The organism is Pseudoalteromonas sp. C12FD-1, assembly GCF_037414265.1.
Taxonomy (GTDB): domain Bacteria; phylum Pseudomonadota; class Gammaproteobacteria; order Enterobacterales; family Alteromonadaceae; genus Pseudoalteromonas.
In genome coordinates this window covers 48232-67176 of record NZ_JBBEVD010000044.1, presented here as the reverse complement: position 1 = coordinate 67176, position 18945 = coordinate 48232, and the positions used below count along the sequence as shown (strand labels likewise).

General features: G+C 40.3%; 17 protein-coding genes. 9 read left to right on the top strand and 8 right to left on the bottom strand.

Annotated elements, in window-relative coordinates; translation table 11 throughout:
* Positions 1-45 precede the first annotated feature (45 nt).
* Positions 46-432, top strand: a complete 387-nt coding sequence (locus WDB87_RS04605) for a hypothetical protein (RefSeq protein ID WP_029772511.1) — start codon at positions 46-48, stop codon at positions 430-432.
* 69 nt (positions 433-501) lie between these two features.
* Complete coding sequence (locus WDB87_RS04600) at positions 502-1122, top strand: FKBP-type peptidyl-prolyl cis-trans isomerase (protein ID WP_004587856.1); 621 nt, start codon at positions 502-504, stop codon at positions 1120-1122.
* 270 nt (positions 1123-1392) lie between these two features.
* On the opposite strand, the gene WDB87_RS04595 is transcribed toward WDB87_RS04600, so the two are convergent.
* Positions 1393-3774, bottom strand: coding sequence for a TonB-dependent receptor (locus tag WDB87_RS04595; RefSeq protein WP_337849209.1), 2382 nt, complete (start codon positions 3772-3774; stop codon positions 1393-1395).
* Positions 3775-3898: 124 nt separating this feature from the next.
* On the bottom strand, positions 3899-4288 hold the full coding sequence (locus WDB87_RS04590; RefSeq protein ID WP_337849208.1) for a YkgJ family cysteine cluster protein: 390 nt from the start codon (positions 4286-4288) through the stop codon (positions 3899-3901).
* Between the two features lie 224 nt (positions 4289-4512).
* On the opposite strand from WDB87_RS04590, the gene WDB87_RS04585 reads away from it, so the two are divergent.
* Positions 4513-4938, top strand: a complete 426-nt coding sequence (locus WDB87_RS04585) for a tetratricopeptide repeat protein (RefSeq protein ID WP_337849207.1) — start codon at positions 4513-4515, stop codon at positions 4936-4938.
* Between the two features lie 97 nt (positions 4939-5035).
* Here the strand turns inward: WDB87_RS04585 and WDB87_RS04580 are convergent, their stop codons facing one another.
* Entirely contained in the window at positions 5036-6046 is a 1011-nt protein-coding gene (locus WDB87_RS04580; RefSeq protein WP_337849206.1) for an alpha/beta fold hydrolase, read from the bottom strand.
* A gap of 186 nt (positions 6047-6232) precedes the next feature.
* On the opposite strand from WDB87_RS04580, the gene WDB87_RS04575 reads away from it, so the two are divergent.
* Entirely contained in the window at positions 6233-6571 is a 339-nt protein-coding gene (locus tag WDB87_RS04575) for a hypothetical protein (protein ID WP_337849205.1), read from the top strand.
* Positions 6572-6596: 25 nt separating this feature from the next.
* Positions 6597-7199: a DUF1287 domain-containing protein gene (locus WDB87_RS04570; RefSeq protein ID WP_337849204.1), complete on the top strand. Its 603-nt coding sequence runs from the start codon at positions 6597-6599 to the stop codon at positions 7197-7199.
* Positions 7200-7205: 6 nt separating this feature from the next.
* Here the strand turns inward: WDB87_RS04570 and yfaE are convergent, their stop codons facing one another.
* From yfaE to ubiG, 5 genes are all read right to left on the bottom strand, one after another.
* Positions 7206-7478 carry a class I ribonucleotide reductase maintenance protein YfaE gene (gene yfaE, locus WDB87_RS04565; protein WP_286247419.1) on the bottom strand — a complete coding sequence of 91 codons (273 nt, stop codon included), beginning with the start codon at positions 7476-7478 and terminating at the stop codon, positions 7206-7208.
* On the bottom strand, positions 7478-8608 hold the full coding sequence (nrdB, locus tag WDB87_RS04560) for a class Ia ribonucleoside-diphosphate reductase subunit beta (protein WP_337849203.1): 1131 nt from the start codon (positions 8606-8608) through the stop codon (positions 7478-7480). The genes yfaE and nrdB overlap by 1 nt, the downstream gene beginning before the upstream one ends.
* A gap of 73 nt (positions 8609-8681) precedes the next feature.
* On the bottom strand, positions 8682-10964 hold the full coding sequence (gene nrdA, locus WDB87_RS04555) for a class 1a ribonucleoside-diphosphate reductase subunit alpha (RefSeq protein ID WP_286247421.1): 2283 nt from the start codon (positions 10962-10964) through the stop codon (positions 8682-8684).
* A 412-nt stretch (positions 10965-11376) separates the two neighbouring features.
* A complete protein-coding gene (locus WDB87_RS04550; RefSeq protein ID WP_337849202.1) occupies positions 11377-12057 on the bottom strand; it encodes an HAD family hydrolase in 681 nt (226 codons plus the stop codon).
* Positions 12057-12767 carry a bifunctional 2-polyprenyl-6-hydroxyphenol methylase/3-demethylubiquinol 3-O-methyltransferase UbiG gene (ubiG, locus tag WDB87_RS04545; protein WP_286247425.1) on the bottom strand — a complete coding sequence of 237 codons (711 nt, stop codon included), beginning with the start codon at positions 12765-12767 and terminating at the stop codon, positions 12057-12059. Before ubiG ends, WDB87_RS04550 begins: the two co-directional genes overlap by 1 nt.
* A 178-nt stretch (positions 12768-12945) precedes the next feature.
* Here ubiG and gyrA point away from each other — a divergent pair, with 178 nt between their 5' ends.
* The 4 genes from gyrA to cmk all read left to right on the top strand — a co-directional run bounded on the left by gyrA (position 12946) and on the right by cmk (position 18933).
* Entirely contained in the window at positions 12946-15645 is a 2700-nt protein-coding gene (gene gyrA, locus WDB87_RS04540; protein WP_286247428.1) for a DNA topoisomerase (ATP-hydrolyzing) subunit A, read from the top strand.
* A 110-nt stretch (positions 15646-15755) separates the two neighbouring features.
* Positions 15756-16838, top strand: a complete 1083-nt coding sequence (gene serC / locus WDB87_RS04535) for a 3-phosphoserine/phosphohydroxythreonine transaminase (RefSeq protein WP_337849201.1) — start codon at positions 15756-15758, stop codon at positions 16836-16838.
* On the top strand, positions 16838-18115 hold the full coding sequence (aroA, locus tag WDB87_RS04530) for a 3-phosphoshikimate 1-carboxyvinyltransferase (RefSeq protein ID WP_337849200.1): 1278 nt from the start codon (positions 16838-16840) through the stop codon (positions 18113-18115). The genes serC and aroA overlap by 1 nt, the downstream gene beginning before the upstream one ends.
* A gap of 107 nt (positions 18116-18222) precedes the next feature.
* Positions 18223-18933, top strand: a complete 711-nt coding sequence (gene cmk / locus WDB87_RS04525) for a (d)CMP kinase (RefSeq protein ID WP_004587870.1) — start codon at positions 18223-18225, stop codon at positions 18931-18933.
* The last annotated feature ends 12 nt before the right edge of the window (positions 18934-18945 follow it).

Below are 18945 nucleotides of genomic sequence, written 5' to 3'. Positions count from 1 at the left end.
AAAAACCGCCTTATGGGCGGTTTTTTGCTTTTTGGAGTTTAATAAATGTCAAAAGAAGCAAACCTTACAACATCGCAACGCTTAGTAAAGCATGTATTACTGTGGATTGTATTTGGCTACTGTTATCAAAGCGCGATTAATTTATTAATAAAAATGGCAGCAGATGCACAACCAGACGCAACGCTTATCACCGCCTTTGTATATGGTATTGGCTTTAATGTATTAACTGCGCATCTTATTACTAAATACGATACGCATTGGCCTGTCATTGGCGCAGCTTTTATTGCTTTAGTGGGTTTAGTATTAGTGCCATTGGTGCTGTTTGGCTCTGGCGGTTTATTGGCGTGGCCGTTGCTTGTTGGATTTTTATTCAGTTTACCCCTTTGTAGTTACATAGTTGGCAAAATTAAGGTGAAACACAGTAAAAACTAGCCCCAAACCGGTTTTATTTTATGTTAGCATGTACGCGTCTTTTAACTAACAAAACGTGAAAAACACATTATGTCAGATAATTTTACTACAGATGCTGAAAAAGCAAGTTACGGTATTGGCTTACAAATGGGTGAGCAACTTAAGTCTAACCCTTTTGAAGGCTTAAACCTAAATTCAGTATTTGAAGGCATGAAAGATGCGTACGCTGGTAGCGCTTTTCAAGTTGAGATCCCTGAGATCCAAGCTGCATTTGAAAAAATTAACGAAGAGATCCAAGCGCGTCGTGAAGAAGAAGCAAAAGTACTTTCTGCTGAAGGTATCGCATTCTTAGAAGAAAACGCTAAGCGTCCTGAAATCACTGTTACAGAGTCTGGTCTTCAATACGAAGTACTAGCAACGGGTGAAGGCGAAAAGCCAACAGCTGAGTCTACAGTACGTGTTGATTACCACGGTACACTAATTAACGGTACAGTATTTGATAGCTCTTATGAGCGCGGTCAACCAGCTGAATTCCCAGTTGGTGGCGTGATCAAAGGTTGGACTGAAGCTTTACAAATGATGCCAGTAGGTACTAAATGGCGTATTTACGTTCCTCATGAGCTTGCTTATGGTGAACGTGGTGCAGGTGCTGCAATTGCACCTTTCTCAACGCTTGTATTCGACGTTGAGCTACACGAAATACTTTCTTAATTTAGTTATTAAGTCAGTACTTAAAAAGCCGTGGTTTTGACCGCGGCTTTTTTGTGTCCTGTGCTTTAATACCAAGCTATATAACGTTAAGAATTTAGGCCAATCCGCATAATTAAGTGAGTTATGTTGGGGATAGATAAACGTATTGCTACCTGCGCTACAAACGCCTATTACAACAAGTAAATAACCTAGTTAATTAAATGAGTAGGCATAAAAAAACCGCATATAAAATGCGGCTTTAAAATTAACTAAATAAATGCCAAAGCGTTATTAAAAATAACCTCTAATACCAAAGCGGAAGTTTCTACCAGGTAGTGGGGCTTTATCCTTTATAAACGAGCTGTGAACAAAGCCAAGTTCGTCTGTAATGTTATCTACATTCAAATAAAGTTGCGTGTCAATTGCGCCTAAACTTAACTGATAATTAGCTTGTGCATCAACAATTGTGTAGCCATCTGTTTTGGTTTCGAAGGCGCTTATATCGTCTTGCTCAAAGTAATGCGTGCCAGTAAGAGTAAGCTGTAAGTCACCTAAATTATATTGTAATTCAGAGCCTAACTTATTAGCAGGGATGCGTGGTAAATTGCCCTCATCATCTTTAAGTTTAGCGCGAGTTGAATCACCAAATACTTTAACCATAGCATTAGAGTCAATTTGATAGTGTACATCAAACTCAATACCATATAGCTCAGCATCTTTGCTGGCAAATTGATAAACAGCAACTGCATCATCATGTGCGCCAATCGCTGACTCTAGACCATCTTCTTCGTCGTAAACTAGGCCGGTGTTTTCTTGATAGTAAAAGTTTTTAATATCGTTATAGAAAAAGTTTACTGTGTAGCCAAAATCACCGCTAAAACGTCTAAAGCTTAAATCAAGATTAGTAGATTTTTCTTGTTTAATGTCTTCAGGTTCAAAATGAACCTCGTTATCTTCAATATGATAGCCAAGGCCTAGCTCGTAAGTCCCTGTAGCAATGTGTAACCCGTTTGATAAAAGCTCAGCTGAAAGGGGCGCACGCTCTGAATGAGATAAGCTAAGTGCTATGCTTTGCCCTGGTGTGTATTGCCAAATAGCACCGGCAGAGGCGCTTACATTAGTAAAGCTTTCACTGTATGCAATACTTTCTTCTTCGCCTTCGTCATGATCTTCTTCTTCATCATGGCTGTGGTCATGCTCTGCTTCTGTAATTGTGCTCGTAATCTCATAATCTTCAATACGTGCACCAAGCTCTAGCGTAACATCTCCAAACTCACGTTCTTCAAGTAGATATAGTGCATGAGTAGTGGTAACACTTGCAGGAGTAAAGGCTTCTTCACCAATGGCGTCGTAATCAGACTCGCTATAATGATAGCCTATCATACCATGCCATTGAGCTAACTTATGCTCTACATTTAAGCGTGCTTCGGTTGTTTCGTTTTTAAAGGTAGTGCCAATTTCACCGTCTTCAATTTCACTGTGTTTGTAATCAGTGTAGCCAACACGAAGGTTAATATTTTCAATCCAGTTATTATCTAGCGCATAACTTATCAGGCCTTGCCAACGGTCTTGCTCAAGATGCGCATAAACAGACTCTTCTTCCTCTTCATCTGCGTGCTCGTCGTGTTCTTCTTCGGTTTCACCTTCATGGTCATGATCATGATGCTCATGCCCAGGAATACCGTAATCGGTTTCAATGCTGCCGTAAGAAAAGCCAACCGTTAAATGATCGCCCACATAACTCGTACCCACATTAAATGTGTCGCTATCAATAAAAGTGTTTTCTACAGTGTTGGCTGTTTCAACGTCACCATCTTCATCTGTAATGCTAAATGTCGGTGTGTCATAGTCATCACCACTGCGCTTAGTTCCATCAAAATGAAAGTTAAGCCCATCATTGCCTGTTTCTAGTTTTGCCGCCACAGTATTTGAATTAGATACCGTGTCGTGGCTGTATTCAGCAGCGCCGGTTAAATCATTTAAATTACTTGTTGGTATACGGTTATCAACTACGTTTACTACACCACCAATTGCACCTGATCCATAAAGTAGGGTGCTTGGTCCGCGCAATACTTCAATTTGTTCAGCCGCTAAGCTGTCGCTTGAAGTCGCATGGTCTGGACCAATACGCGATGCATCGCTGGCATCTAAACCGTTTTGTGTAATTTTTACGCGTGGGCCATCTAAGCCACGGATAATAGGGCTTGATGATACTGGGCCAAAGTAACTGGCATTTACACCCGGTAAGCCTTTTAGTGTTTCGCCAAGGGTAGGTTTTGACTTGTTTTTAAGCTCATCACCAGATAATACGCTGACAGGAGAAATCATCTCAAGGCTATTTTTATGCAATGCAGAGGCATATACAACCACGGTTTCTACCGAGGTAGGGGTAAGCGAAACCGTCACATTGTTTGAGTTTTCATTGACCGCAATACGCGAGTCTATAAAGTTGTCTTTACTTACGTGCAACTGACTTTGAGAGTCTACATCAATAGAAAATTCGCCCTGTGCGTTGGTTTTTACACCTTGGTCTTTACCATGAACGTGTACAGCTGCGTTTTCAATAGGTTGGTTTTTATCATCTGTTATTTTACCGGTAACGGTAGCAGCAAGTGCTGAATGAGAACATAAAACAGAAAAAACTGCAGAGGAAATTAATGTTAACTTTGTCATTATCTTAAAGGTTCGCGGTTACTATGTTGTGATATAATATAACACCGCATTATTGACTTATCAATAATGTTATACTATAGCTTAATGTTTTTCGATGAATAAACATGCAAATAAGATAAGTTGTTTAAGAGCGGCTATCTAGTATAATTATATTAAGCTTATGTTGTGCTCTAATTTGGTTTTTTACATCGGTAGGTTCTATCATTTCGCATTCATCACGTATCATTTCTGAAACCAAACTTGGATAATGGCGGCAATCTTCTGGTCTATCTAGGTAAATGCTACAGGTATACAGTGTTTTATGGGAGGGCTCTTTTTTGGGCACTACCTCTAAAAAGGGACAAGTGGTGAGTCTCAATTGCGTTTTTGGATCAAACCAAATTTCATCACCTTTAACGTATTTATAAATGTCTGGGTTAAACAGTGCCCACATTTCAATTTCTTGTGCAGTTGCGCTTAAATCGCCCCCACCGTATTTAATACAGCATTTACCACATTGGTTGCACTCTTTCATTTTTAGCCAGTATATTAGTTTTTCAGTGTATCACTGTAACTAACGTGGATTACTTTTTATATATAATTTTAAAAGCAGCATGCTCTTAATTACAACCCGTTATCAATTAATAATGTATTATTACGTCTAAATAATTAGCTTCTCTAATAAGATTAGAGCGGCTCTAGATAGTATCTTTGCTAAATTAAATTGTTAGTTTAGTGACCAGTTAAGGATAGTTCCTGATGATGAACACCAAAGTATATAAAGCAGTGCATGATTTAGCAGAGCAACTGATGGAGGCGGCAAACAGAAACGACCGTAAAAGGTTCGAATTGTTATTTTCTAGGCTTAAAGCGATTTGTGTAGAAAATGAGAATACCTCGAAAGATCACCCTGTGCAGTGGGAAACCCTTGCTGATTTTACAGAAGAACTTGAAGAAGCAATTACCACCTATGAAAAAGCGCTTAAGAAATCAATTGCTATAAATAATAAAGATCACATGTCGTCGATTGCTTATTCAATGGCTACATTACAAATAGAGCTTGGTCAAAAGGACGAAGCCATTAAAAATTTAAAAGATGCTAAAGTAAGCGCGAATAAAATTTCAGATAAAGATCTTAAAACCGAAATACACGATTTACTCGAGTCGCTTGTTGAAGTAGGTTAAGTCCATTTTTTTAGGGGTATTAATCTTAAAATTATTCAATTAAAAAACGCTGACGGTTTATACCCTCAGCGCTTTTGTATGTGTATTACAAAATTAATTACTTTTGTGTGTTTTTAAGGGCCAATTTATCCATAAAGTTGACGATATACTTTGCGACTTCAACGGGTTGTTCTTCAACAGTAAAATGACCAGAATCAAGCAAGTGTAGCTCGGCGTTTGGCACATCTTTTAAATAGGCTTTTGCACCTTGCGCTATAAATGCGGGATCGTTTTTACCCCATACAATTAATGTAGGCGGTTGGTACTTTCTTAAGTAAGCTTGCCATTTTGGGTAGTCTAGCAAGTTATTATAATAGTCTTGAAATAGTTGTACTTGAATTAATCGATCGCTTTTTGTTTGTAAAAAACTTAGGTCGTGAGTCCAACTGTCAGGGTTCATTATTTGTGTCTTATTTTGTACATCACGTAAATACTGCTTATTAATGATTGCTTGCTCTGATGTAAATGAGTAAAGCTTAGCCTGTTGCTCTTTTGACCTATCTTGATTTGCAGCTTTAAAAAAGGCTTGCCTTGCAGGTGTTAATCCTTCTAGATATGCGTTCCCATTTTGTACAATAAGTGCATTAAGCTTATCTGTATTTTTTAACAGCATTCTAAACCCAACCGGTGCACCAAAATCTTGTATATAAAGACTATAGCTATTAACGTTAAGTTTTTTTAGTAATCCATCTACATAACTAGCGAGTAAATCAAAAGTGTATATTTGTGTATTTGGATCAGGTTTTTCACTATAACCAGAACCTAAATAATCAGGTGCTATTATATGAAAGCGGCCAGATAAAAGAGGGATTAGCTCGCGATAGCTATGTGACGACGATGGATAACCGTGTAATAAAACAATCGTTTGTTTATGTTGTTTACCTGCTTCTCGGTAGAATATTTTTTTACCGTCTACGTTTACATATTTATAAGTAGTTTTTGAAGGCCATACTGCATCTGCTGCATATATTTTGGCAGTAAGTGTCGACATAGAAATTAGTAAAAACACAATAAAAGAAACGATGTGAGCAGGTAGTATTTTAAAGTTTTTATGTATAGTTGTATGCATAAGTGTACTCGTAATTTTTGTAATAACGCTTTATTAATTTACTAGACCTGTTATTTACACCATTGTGTTCAGCTTAATAGTGCATAAGTTGTTATTGCTAAATAGTGCATAGAAATAATATCTGCGATTTTGAAGTGTTATAATGTTGTACAAGGATGCAAGCTTACAAAAAAAGCATATTCCTTTGTGGTAGGCCAAATACCAAAGCTAGACTTTACGGGCCTGCGAGAAATGGACCTAGGTGATTTTGTCGATATGGACGCGGCGAGTGTAATGTATAAAAATACTTATTATATACTTCCCCACATCGCTACTAATTTAAGGATTCATTTTCATAAGTTTGTTCATGTAGCGCTGTGGGCTGAACTAGGCTCAAGTGCATTTATGCAGCGTTATATGCGTGAAATTCAGCAGGTTGGTTATCATAATGCACCACTTGAGCTTATGGTTTATGAGCTTGATGCGCATTTTGCCTATGCGGGCGAGGGAATTAACATCCCAAATCATGTTGCAAATACACTGTAGCTAAACAATTTTAAAAGGAATTTATATGATTCGTTATTATCTATATTTATTCGCGCTTATGTCTTTTTCTGGTGCTGCTAATACATTTGATGAAGACATAACCGCAGCTTTAATCGAAAGAACAACGCATAATATTACTTATAATGGCGCTTATTATTCAATTGGCTACCCAGGTGGTGATGTGCCGAGCAATATTGGGGTATGTACAGATGTAATTATTAGGGCGTACCGCACACTTGGCGTAGATTTACAAAAACGTGTACACGAAGACATGCAAGCGCACTTTACTCACTATCCGTCAAAGCGTATATGGGGGTTATCAAAACCTGATAAAAATATAGACCACCGACGTGTGCCAAATTTACAAGTGTTTTTTAAAAAGCACGGCGCTGTTTTAGCAAAATCTATAAACCCGAATGATTACAAAGTCGGAGATATAGTCACGTGGATGTTACCGGGTAGTTTACCGCATATAGGTATGGTTGTCAGTGCAAGCACAGAAGAAGGCGATAACCCGTTAATAGTGCATAATATTGGCCGAGGGCCTGAAAAAAGCGACATGTTGTTTGCTTATCCGATCACTGGGCATTACCGTTATGCAAGCGAGCATTTTACTGCTGCCAATTAGCACTCTCTATTTTAGATTTATACTAATGTGGCCATTAGGTTTACAGCAGCACAGCAGTATTTCACCCTCGCGTACAAAGGCTAAAGGTTCTTCGTTATATTGTACTTGGCCAGAGACTAAGGTGGCTCTACACGCGCCGCAATAGCCTTCGCGGCACTGATAAGCTACGTCTATTTTTTGGTTTTCTAAGCAATGTAAAACTGAAGGGCAGCCAGTGCTAAATTCAATACACTGGCTGTTATCTGCAAGCGTTATACTTGCAGTGGGTTTGTCATTCATTATAAATCAAAGTCACCAAATTCTGAGGCATCTACTTGAGAGTCGATTTGACCTACAAGGTATGAGCTAATTTCAGCTTCTTGCGGCGCAACTTGCACGTTATCAGACACAAGCCAAGAGTTGATCCATGGAATAGGGTTGCTGTTGTTTTCAAACTGCGCTGGTAAGCCAATTGCTGTCATACGTGCATTAGTGATGTATTCAACATACTGACACAAAATGTGTTTATTTAAGCCAATCATTGAGCCATCTTTGAACAGGTATTCGGCCCATTCTTTTTCTTGCTCTGCGGCCTCAACAAACATTTTAATCGCTTCTTCACGGCACTGCGCGGCAACAATCGCCATTTCTGGGTCGTCTTTACCATCTTGCATAATGTTTAAAATATGCTGCGTACCCGATAGGTGAAGTGCTTCATCACGTGCGATTAGCTTGATGATTTTAGCGTTACCTTCCATTAATTCACGTTCTGCAAAGGCAAATGAGCAGGCAAAACTAACATAAAAACGAATGGCTTCAAGAATATTTACCGACATCATTGCAAGGTAAAGTTTCTTTTTAAGATCGAATAAACTAATCACGACGGTTTTACCGTTAATTTCGTGCTTGCCCTCGCCATACAGGTTATAAAGCGACACGCCATTAATTAAATCGTCGTAATAGGTGGTTACCGCATCAGCACGTTCGCTGATTTTTTCGTTACTTACAATGTCATCAAAAATAAGCTCGGGTGACTGTGTTACGTTACGAATAATGTGGGTATAAGAGCGACTATGGATAGTTTCGCTAAATGCCCACGTTTCTATCCATGTTTCTAACTCAGGAATAGACACAATGGGGAGTAGAGCAACGTTTGGCGAGCGACCTTGTACACTATCAAGCAGCGTTTGATATTTTAAGTTACTTAAAAATATGTGCTTTTCGTGCTCTGGTAATGCTTGAAAGTCTAAACGGTCTTTACTTACGTCTACTTCTTCTGGACGCCAAAAAAACGAAAGTTGCTTTTCAATCAATTTTTCAAAAATAGGGTATTTTTGTTGATCGTAACGCGAAACGTTAACGGTTTGGCCAAAAAACATTGGCTCTTGCATTTGATCATTATGGTTACGACTAAAAGTAGTATAAGACATGTCTATCACTCAAAAAACTATCACTAAAACTATCAGGACAAAGCGGGCAAAGAGCCCGCTTTAAGTTTAACTATTAAATTTTACACGCGCCGCCTGCACAATCATCATCTTCCACTTCTGGCGTGTCGTCTTGTGCATCTGATGCGCCATCGCGTGTATTGTGGTAGTACAAGGTTTTAACACCTAATTTATAGGCACCTAGTAAGTCTTTTAATAAGACTTTCATAGGTACTTTACCGCCTTCGTATTTACTTGGATCATAATTAGTATTGGCCGAAATAGTTTGGTCAATAAATTTTTGCATTATGCCCACTAACTGTAAGTAACCATCGTTTGAAGGAATATCCCAAAGTAACTCGTAGTTATCTTTTAAGCGTTCGTACTCAGGAACTACTTGTTTTAAAATGCCGTCTTTACTTGCTTTAACGCTAATGTGTCCACGTGGTGGCTCAATACCGTTAGTTGCGTTAGAGATTTGCGATGATGTTTCTGAAGGCATTAATGCGCTAAGCGTAGAGTTACGCATACCGTGCTCTTTAATGCTGGCACGTAACGAATCCCAATCTAAGTGCAGTGGCTCATCACAAATTTTATCTAAGTCACGTTTGTACGTATCCGTTGGCATAATACCTTGTGAGTACGTTGTTTCGTTAAATTTAGGACACGCACCACGCTCTTTAGCCAGCTCGTTTGACGCTTTCATTAAGTAGTATTGAATTGCTTCAAACGTTTTGTGAGTCAGTGCATTAGCACTGCCATCTGAGTAACGCTTACCATTTTTAGCTAGGTAGTAAGCGTAGTTAATTACGCCTATTCCTAACGTACGACGACCCATAGTGGCATTACGTGCAGCCGGTACAGGGTAGTCTTGGAAATCAAGTAGGTTATCAAGGGCACGTACTGCAAGCTCGGCAAGCTCTTCAAGTTCATCAAGTGACTCAATAGCGCCTAAGTTAAATGCAGATAGCGTACAAAGTGCAATTTCGCCTTCTTCATCGTTTACGTTATTTAACGGCTTTGTTGGCAATGCAATTTCCAAACATAAGTTAGATTGGCGAATTGGCGCAACTTTAGAAATAAACGGACTGTGCGTATTACAGTGGTCCACATTTTGTAAATAAATACGGCCTGTGCTGGCGCGCTCTTGTGCGAACATTGAGAAAAGCTCAATCGCTTTAATACGCTTTTTACGAATTGACTCATCTTGCTCGTATTTAACATATAACGCGTCAAACTCGTCTTGGTCTTCAAAGAATGCATCGTAAAGGCCAGGCACATCTGATGGGCTAAATAACGTAATGTAGTCGTCTTTAATTAAACGAGAATACATTAGTTTATTAAACTGTACGCCGTAATCTAAATGACGAACACGGTTATCATCAACACCACGGTTATTTTTAAGTACCAGTAGGTTTTCTACTTCTAAATGCCAAAGCGGGTAGAATAACGTTGCAGCACCGCCACGTACGCCACCTTGCGAGCAGCTTTTAACTGCTGTTTGAAAGTGCTTATAAAAAGGAATACAACCTGTGTGGTACGCCTCGCCATTACGGATATGGCTACCTAATGCACGAATACGCCCAGCGTTAATACCAATACCTGCACGTTGTGAAACGTACTTAACAATGGCAGATGATGTGGCGTTAATTGAATCAAGGCTGTCGCCACATTCAATAAGTACACACGAGCTAAACTGACGCGTAGGCGTACGCACACCCGACATAATTGGCGTAGGTAAAGAGATTTTAAATGTTGATACTGCATCGTAAAAACGTTTGATGTAGTCAGTACGCGTTTCGCGCGGATAGTCAGAGAATAAACTCGCAGCCACTAAGATATATAAAAACTGGGCGCTTTCGTAAATTTCACCTGTTACACGGTTTTGTACTAAGTATTTACCTTCAAGCTGCTTTACTGCTGCGTAGCTAAAGTTAAGATCGCGCGAATGATCAAGATACGCATCTAGCTCGTCAAGCTCTTGCTCTGTGTAATCAACAAGTAAGTGAGCATCGTAGCGTTTGTCTTCAACCATTTTTGTAACATGGTCAAATAAACGTGGAGGCTCAAACTGGCCATACGCTTTTTTACGTAAGTGGAATACAGCTAAGCGGGCAGCTAAGTACTGGTAGTCAGGCGACTCTTTTGAAATTTGATCGGCTGCTGCTTTAATGATGGTTTCGTGAATGTCTTTTGTACGAATACCGTCGTAAAATTGAATGTGTGACTTTAATTCAACCTGTGAAACCGATACGTTGTTTAAACCTTCGGCGGCCCATTCAATAACGCGATGGATCTTATCAAGATCTAGAGGCTCTTTACGCCCGTCACGCTTGCTTACAGATAACTGTTGGTTCATAGCTTTGCCTGTATTCCTTGGGAATTATGTATTTTGACCAATGCTTTATACCTCGCTAAAGCAAGGTACGTATTCATTTATTATAAGTTTCACCGTATTGGCGAATTTAATTGAATAACATTTGGCCACAATATCTGGTGTTGTTCAATTTAGAGATCACAAGATAGTGTGGTCTGAGCTGATTTGCAAGGGACATAATAGCCCCTATTTGTGGATAACTTTGGGATAACGTATTTGTGTTAGTAGTCACTCACCTTTGAACAATCATTTAAGTTGAAATAGGTAAAAATCAACTAATGATCAGCTAAATTTACGCAATTTGAAAATAAATTTCGACTGCTTTTTTTATCATCAAGCTTTGCGTAAAAACTAACACAATCACAATATATAGTGTTTAATAATTTACATGGCACTATATATGGTTAAAAGCATCAATAGGGCTGTGCCAGTTAAAATCGGCTTCCCAGCCCTTAGCTACATCAATACTTGGTATATAGCCCCAAAGCGCTGTTGCTGTGTGCATACCTGCGGCTTTACCTGCTTCTATATCTCGTTGCGCATCACCTACGTATAAACAACGTTTAGGATCTACGTTCATCAGTTTTGTACAGTGTAATAAGGGCAAAGGTGATGGTTTAGCCTCGGCGAGAGTATCGCCACTGATCACAACGTGTGCATTTTTTAAAGCGGGTATAGCAGCCACTAGTGGATCGGTTAAAAACCCTGGCTTATTGGTCATTATTCCCCATTTTATACCTTGGTTCTCAAGGGCTATGAGTAATGATTCTATGCCTTCGAAGCAGTGGGTGTGTATGGCTAGGTTTTGGCTGTAGTAACTGACTAATTGTTTTATTCGTTCAGTTTGTGGTTGCGATGCCCATTGCGCTTTAAAGCCAAGTTCAAGTAATGCGCCGGCGCCATTAGAAGCTACTTTCCTATACGCCTCAGGCGCCACTTGCGCAACACCTTCACTTTTAAGTACGGCATTTAAAGCAGCACCTAAATCGTCTGCTGTATCAAGCAAGGTGCCATCTAAATCAAATAAAAAAGCGTCGTACTCAAAAGGAGTTAAGTGGGTATGAGAGCTAGCCATTACGCTAACTTCTCAAAATGAAGAATGTAATTAACACTCACATCGGTATTTAATGAATACTGCTTAGAAAGCGGATTGTAGCTAAGGCCTGCGCTGGCACGTACTTTTAAACCGGCTTGCTCAGCCCATGCAATAAGTTGTGCAGGTTTGATAAACTTGTTGTGATCGTGAGTGCCCTCAGGCACCATTTTTAATAGCTTTTCAGCACCTACAATAGCAAACAAGTAAGCTTTAGGTGTTTTATTTAGTGTTGAGAAAAACACATCAGCCCCAGGCTTGGCAAGCTTTGCTACTGCATGAATAATAGAAGCAGGGTCAGGTACGTGCTCCAGCATCTCCATACAGGTTATTACATCAAAGCGAGCAGGGTGCTGGGTTGCAAACTCCTCTGCAGGTACTTTTATATAGTCAACATTTACACCGGTTTCTAGGCTGTGTAGTTTGGCCACAGTGAGTGGCTCTTGGCCCATGTCTATACCGGTTACGTGTGCGCCCATGCGTGCCATGCTTTCACTAAGAATGCCGCCGCCACAGCCTACATCGAGTGTCTCTTTATCAAATAAGCCTTGGCTTTTGTTAGCCACAAAGTCTAATCGTAATGGGTTGATTTCGTGAAGAGGTTTAAACTCTCCGTCTTGGTCCCACCATCGCTCTGCAATGGCTTCAAATTTTGCTATTTCTGCGTTATCTACATTTTGATGTTCGGTCATAAAATACTTCCTCGTCAATCTGAGGCCATTATATAGGGCTAAATTGATAAATCGCAAAGTTTTGCGCCTGTAAATTTAAATTAATTGTGATAGCATGGTCGCTTAGAAATAATAACAAATACTCTTGGCGCCTAATACCGGGTTGCTAAGAGCTGATACTGAAGGAATGTGATATCAAATGACTGATCTCGCCAATGAAATTCTGCCAGTCAATATTGAAGACGAGTTAAAAAACTCCTACCTTGATTACGCAATGAGCGTAATTGTAGGACGTGCATTACCAGACGTACGTGATGGTTTAAAACCTGTTCACCGCCGCGTTTTGTTTGCAATGAACGAGCTTAGTAATGACTGGAATAAGCCTTACAAAAAATCGGCCCGTGTGGTCGGTGACGTAATTGGTAAATACCACCCACACGGCGACAGTGCAGTTTATGACACCATCGTACGTATGGCACAGCCATTCTCACTACGTTATATGCTTGTAGATGGCCAAGGTAACTTCGGTTCGGTTGATGGTGATTCAGCAGCGGCAATGCGTTATACAGAAGTTCGTATGGCAAAAATGTCGCATGAGTTATTAGCCGATCTTGAAAAAGAAACGGTTGATTTCGTTCCTAACTACGACGGTACCGAACAAATTCCTGACGTTTTACCAACCAAAGTGCCTAACTTACTAGTTAACGGTTCATCGGGTATTGCGGTAGGTATGGCAACAAACATTCCACCACATAACTTAACTGAAGTGGTTAATGGTTGTTTAGCGCTTATTCAAAATCCTGATTTAACAATCCATGAATTAATGGATTACATCCCAGGTCCTGATTTCCCAACGGCTGCCATCATTAATGGTAAAAAAGGCATTGAAGATGCTTATTTAACCGGCCGTGGTAAAGTGTACATGCGTGCCCGCGCCGACATCGAAACCGATGAAAAAACAGGCCGCGAAACCATTATCGTGCACGAAATTCCTTATCAAGTTAACAAAGCACGTTTAATTGAAAAAATTGCTGAGCTTGTTAAAGATAAAAAAATTGAAGGCATTAGCGCACTACGTGATGAATCAGATAAAGACGGTATGCGTATCGTTATTGAGATCAAACGTGGTGACGTAGGTGAAGTTATTTTAAATAACCTATACGCACAAACTCAGTTACAAACTGTGTTTGGTATGAATATGGTTGCATTAATTAATAACCAACCTAAGTGTTTCAACTTAAAAGAAATGCTTGAAGAGTTTGTTATTCACCGCCGTGAAGTGGTTACACGCCGTACCGTATTTGATTTACGTAAAGCGCGCGACCGTGCTCATACCCTTGAAGGTTTAGCAATTGCGCTTGCCAACATCGACCCAATTATTGAGCTTATTCGTAAATCGCCAACCCCAGCTGAGGCTAAAGTTGCCTTAACAGCTCGCCCATGGGATTTAGGTAACGTACAAGCGATGCTTGAAAAAGCAGGCGAAGACAACGTAGCCCGCCCAGATTGGCTCGCAAGCGAGCTTGGTATTCGCGATGGTCAGTACTATATTTCTGAGCAACAAGCGCAAGCAATTCTTGATTTACGTTTACACAAACTAACCGGCCTTGAGCATGAAAAAATCTTAGCAGAGTATCAATCGCTGTTAGATTTAATTGCTGAATTATTACATATATTAAGCAGCCCTGAGCGTTTAATGGAAGTTATTCGTGATGAGTTAGTTGAAATTAAAGAGCAATATGGTGATGAGCGCCGCACAGAAATTAACGCCGCAGCGCACGACATTAGCCTTGAAGATTTGATTAACGAAGAAGATGTTGTTGTGACCTTGTCGCACGAAGGTTATGTTAAGTATCAGGCCCTGTCTGATTACGAAGCGCAGCGCCGAGGTGGTAAAGGTAAGTCAGCAACAAAGATGAAAGATGAAGATTTCATTGAGCGTCTTTTAGTGGCTAACACCCACGACACCATTTTATGTTTCTCGACTGCGGGTCGGTTGTACTGGCTTAAAGTATACCAGTTACCACTGGCTAGTCGCGCCGCACGCGGTAAGCCAATTGTTAACTTACTGCCACTTGAAGATGATGAGCGTATTACTGCTATCTTACCTGTACGCGAGTACGAAGAAGATAAGTACATCTTTATGGCAACTGCGTTTGGTACCGTGAAGAAAACACCACTAACGGCATACAGCCGTCAACGTGCAAGCGGTATTATTGCGGTAAACCTCAACGAAGGCGATAGCCTAATTGGGGTTGATATTACCGACGGTAGCAACGAAATTATGTTGTTTACTGATGCAGGTAAAGTAGTACGCTTTAAAGAAGCGGAAGAGTCTACTGTAGTTGATGAAAACGGCAACCCGGTACTTGACGAAGAAGGCAACCCTGAAATTCGTTTCAAAGGTGTTCGTCCTATGGGTCGTACTGCTACTGGCGTTCGTGGTATTAAAATGGCCGACGACCAACGCGTAGTGTCATTAATTGTGCCAAAATCTGACGGTGCTATTTTAACCGTGACTGAAAATGGTTATGGTAAACGTACTCAACTTGAAGATTATCCATCTAAGAGCCGTGCAACACAAGGTGTTGTATCTATCAAGGTGAGTGAGCGTAATGGCGCAGTAGTTGGTGCTGTACAAGTTGACGACAACGATGAAATAATGATTATTTCAAACCGTGGTACACTTGTTCGTACCCGTGTTAATGAAGTATCGACAGTTGGACGTAACACCCAAGGTGTTATTTTGATCAGAACTATTGACGAAGAGCAAGTAGTTGGTTTACAACGTATCGAAGAGATTGAAGTTACAGACAGTGACTTAGTTGATATTGAAGACGTTGAAACGGTTGATACAGTAAATGAAGAAGCAACGGATGATAATCCACCTTCTGAATAACTGAAATTGAAAAAGCGGCTAAGGCCGCTTTTTTTAATCATGTTGAAAAAAATTAATAACCCTTTTTTGTTTATCAAAAAAGTTTAAATTACTGGAATGAGGCAAAGGTAATGAGTAAATATAATTTTTGTGCGGGGCCAGCTATGCTTCCGCAAGCTGTGATGCAAAAAGCACAAAAAGAATTTTTAGACTGGCAAGACTTAGGTGTCTCTGTGATGGAAATAAGCCATCGCAGTCAAGATTTTTTAGCGCTTACTGAAAAATGCGAAGCTAGCCTTCGTCGTTTAATGAACATTAGCGATGAATTTGAAGTGTTATTCATGCATGGTGGCGGTCGCGGACAATTTAGCGCTGTGCCATTAAATTTACATCAAAATGGTAAAGCGGCGGTTTATTGCGAGAACGGCGTATGGTCTAAAAGTGCCACTGACGAAGCTAATAAATTTACTCAAACCCACTCAATCAATGTTAGAAATGACGAAAATGGGTTGTTTTCTATAAAAGAAGTAGCGCAATGGGATTTACCTGAAGATGCATCTTACATTCACTACTGCCCAAATGAAACGGTAGACGGATTAGAGATTTTTGATGTGCCGAGTCACCCAACGGCGCCTATTATTGCCGATATGTCGTCGACTATTTTGTCGCGTGAAATTGACGTAAATAAGTTTGATTTAATTTATGCTGGTGCCCAAAAAAATATAGGTCCATCAGGTATTGCTATTGTTATTGTTCGCAAAACATTACTTGAGCGTGAAGGGTTAGCTAAACCAGGTATCCTAGATTACGCGCTTGAAGCGAAACAAGGCAGCATGTTTAATACACCGCCTACTTTTGCTTGGTATTTAGCAGCCGAAGTGTTTGCATGGCTAGAGCAAAACGGTGGCGTAAAGGCAATGGAAGCACAAAATATTGCTAAAGCTAAGCTGCTTTATGACTTTATTGATGAATCACCTTTTTATACCAATAAAGTAGCGACGCATTGTCGTTCGCGTATGAATGTACCGTTTTGGTTAAACGATGAAAGCTTAAACGAAAAATTTGTAACGCAATCTAAAGAAGCCGGTTTACTTGCCCTTGAAGGGCATAGAATAGTAGGGGGTATGCGCGCAAGTATTTATAACGCAATGCCACTTGCAGGTGTGCAAGCATTGGTTGATTTTATGGCGGCATTTGCTAAGGAGAATAGCTAATGGAACAGCTTCGTTTAGAGCCTATTTCTCGTGTAAATGGCAGTGTCACCTTACCAGGGTCTAAAAGCCTATCAAACCGTATTTTATTGTTAGCAGCGTTGGCTCAAGGGACTACCGTTGTAGAAAACCTACTAGATAGTGATGATATTCGCCATATGTTGGGGGCATTAAAACTACTAGGTGTTAACGTAACGCTCAATGATGATCGCACCGTGGCAACTGTTGAAGGGGTTGGCGGCGTATTTAAAACCCCAAGTGAACCTTTATTTTTAGGGAATGCAGGTACTGCTTATCGTCCTTTAACAGCGGTACTTGCTGCTGTATCTGGCGAGTATGAGCTAATAGGTGAGCCGCGCATGGAAGAGCGCCCAATAGGGCACTTAGTTGATGCGTTGCAAGCACTTGGCGGCGATATTACTTACACAAAACATAAAGATTACCCACCATTAAAAATCATTGGTGGGCAAATTAAAGGCGGTACTGTTGAAATTGATGGCAGTATTTCGAGTCAGTTTTTAACTGCATTGCTTATGGCTGCCCCTTTATTTAGTGGTGATACGCAAATTTCCATTAAGGGTACTTTGGTATCTAAGCCTTACATTGATATTACGTTAGATGTAATGGCGCGTTTTGGGGTGATTGTTGAGCACAGTGACTATACAACATTTAAAGTTAAAGGCGGCCAACAATACCAATCACTAGAGCGTATTATGGTGGAGGGTGATGCATCATCAGCGTCTTACTTTGTGGCGGCAGCGGCTATTGCCGGTGGCGAAATTGAAATTAAAGGTGTTGGTGCAAAATCAGTGCAAGGTGATATCGGTTTTGCAAAAGTAATGGAGCAAGTTGGAGCGCAGATTGATTGGTATGATGAGCGTTTAGTTGTACGTAAAGGCGAATTAAATGGCGTAGATATTGACGCGAATGCGATTCCAGATGCAGCGATGACGCTTGCAACTGTAGCGTTATTTGCCAAAGGGCCTACAGCTATACGTAATATTTATAACTGGCGTGTAAAAGAAACTGACCGTTTATATGCAATGGCAACTGAACTTCGTAAAGTGGGTGCTGAGGTTGTAGAGGGTGAGGATTTTATCGAAATTACACCACCGGAAACATTTAATGATGTGGCTATTGATACCTATGACGATCACCGTATAGCCATGTGTTTTGCAATGGTAGCGGTAGGTGGAAAGCCTATTACAATCAACGATCCTAAGTGTACATATAAAACTTTTCCAACCTTTTTCAAGGTTTTAGCATCAGTAAGTGAGTAGGCTTTTTATAAATAATTATAAAAAGTTACACACTAAAGCGGATCTATTTGCAGAAGTGACGTATAATATCGCGGTTTTATTTAGGTGTGCATTGCAGGAGGTTTTAAATGCAGGCGTTATTAATGCCCGTAATCACCGTTGATGGCCCAAGTGGTTCAGGTAAAGGAACTGTTTGTCGCTTGTTAGCCGACAAATTGGGATGGGATGTATTGGATAGCGGCGCAATTTACCGTGTATTATCCCTTGCCGCACTTCATCACCAAATAGCATTGGACAACGAAGAAGCGCTTGTCCCGCTTGCTGCAAACTTAGATGTGCAGTTTTTGGTTGATAGCCAAACTAATGCTGGAAAAGTTATATTAGAAGGCGAAGATGTCACCTCGACAATTCGCAACGAAGAGGTTGGGGCAGCTGCCTCTAAAGTAGCTGCATTACCCCGTGTACGTGAAGCGTTACTTCGACGCCAGAGAGCGTTTAAAACGGAACGAGGCTTAATTGCTGATGGCCGAGATATGGGCACTGTGGTTTTTCAAGATGCGCCATTAAAAATATATTTAACCGCCAGTGCACAAGAACGTGCGCGTAGACGTTATGTTGAGTTGAATGAGCGCGGCCTTGATGTTACACTAAGTGGTCTATTACAGGACATTCAGGCTCGTGATGAGCGCGATATGAATCGCACCGTTGCGCCGCTTGTTCCTGCTGATGATGCAATTGAAATAGATACAAGCGAGCTTAACGCTCAGCAAGTATTTGATAAAGTTATAACTTTAGTCGATATTGCTATCTCACAAGGCAAGCTTCCTAAACGAAGCTAAACACATTTTATG